The 491-nt window shown below is 39.5% G+C and carries 1 protein-coding gene; it reads right to left on the reverse strand.

The genetic code is table 11. The features are described 5' to 3' along the window. Window positions 1-194 precede the first annotated feature (194 nt). Window positions 195-491, reverse strand: a 297-nt coding sequence (locus CWC30_RS16800; protein WP_171034744.1) for a transposase, incomplete at its 5' end; no start/stop codon positions are given.

A 491-nucleotide genomic window follows, 5' to 3' on the forward strand; every position in this document is an offset into this window, starting at 1 on the left:
GGGCTCCATTAACTTCAAGAGCTTATTTTGGGGTTATTCTACAACTTTATTGTTACAGTCCGCTTATGGCACAGACTGTGTAAAAACTAATTTTTAATAAATTGTCTTGGGTATGTTCTTAGTTTGAAACCATTTAAGATGGTTGCGATCGATTTTTTCTCAGTATCGCAATTTTCTCCGCGCGAGCGAAACTGCTATGGCAACGCTACTCTAATTGCTTTACTTAGGCCGTTAACTCCCATAATTGTTATCATTCTTCTGAAGTTGTAAGCTAGGACATGAAGACTTATTTCTGTCCCCACGCTTTTTAAACCTCGTGTTAGTAAGTGGGTAGCTCCCATCCAGAGTTTAATTGTGCCAAAGGGGTGCTCAACAGTTTGCTTTCGATGAAGCATCAATTCAGGTTGATTCTTTAGTTTTTGAAGCATTTCTTCTGTCAGAACCTCATGCAACCACCGCCTTAATCGCCTAGGGTCTTTTTTAGAGTTAGT

This window comes from Pseudoalteromonas sp. S4741, from assembly GCF_005886135.1.
Taxonomy (GTDB): domain Bacteria; phylum Pseudomonadota; class Gammaproteobacteria; order Enterobacterales; family Alteromonadaceae; genus Pseudoalteromonas; species Pseudoalteromonas tetraodonis.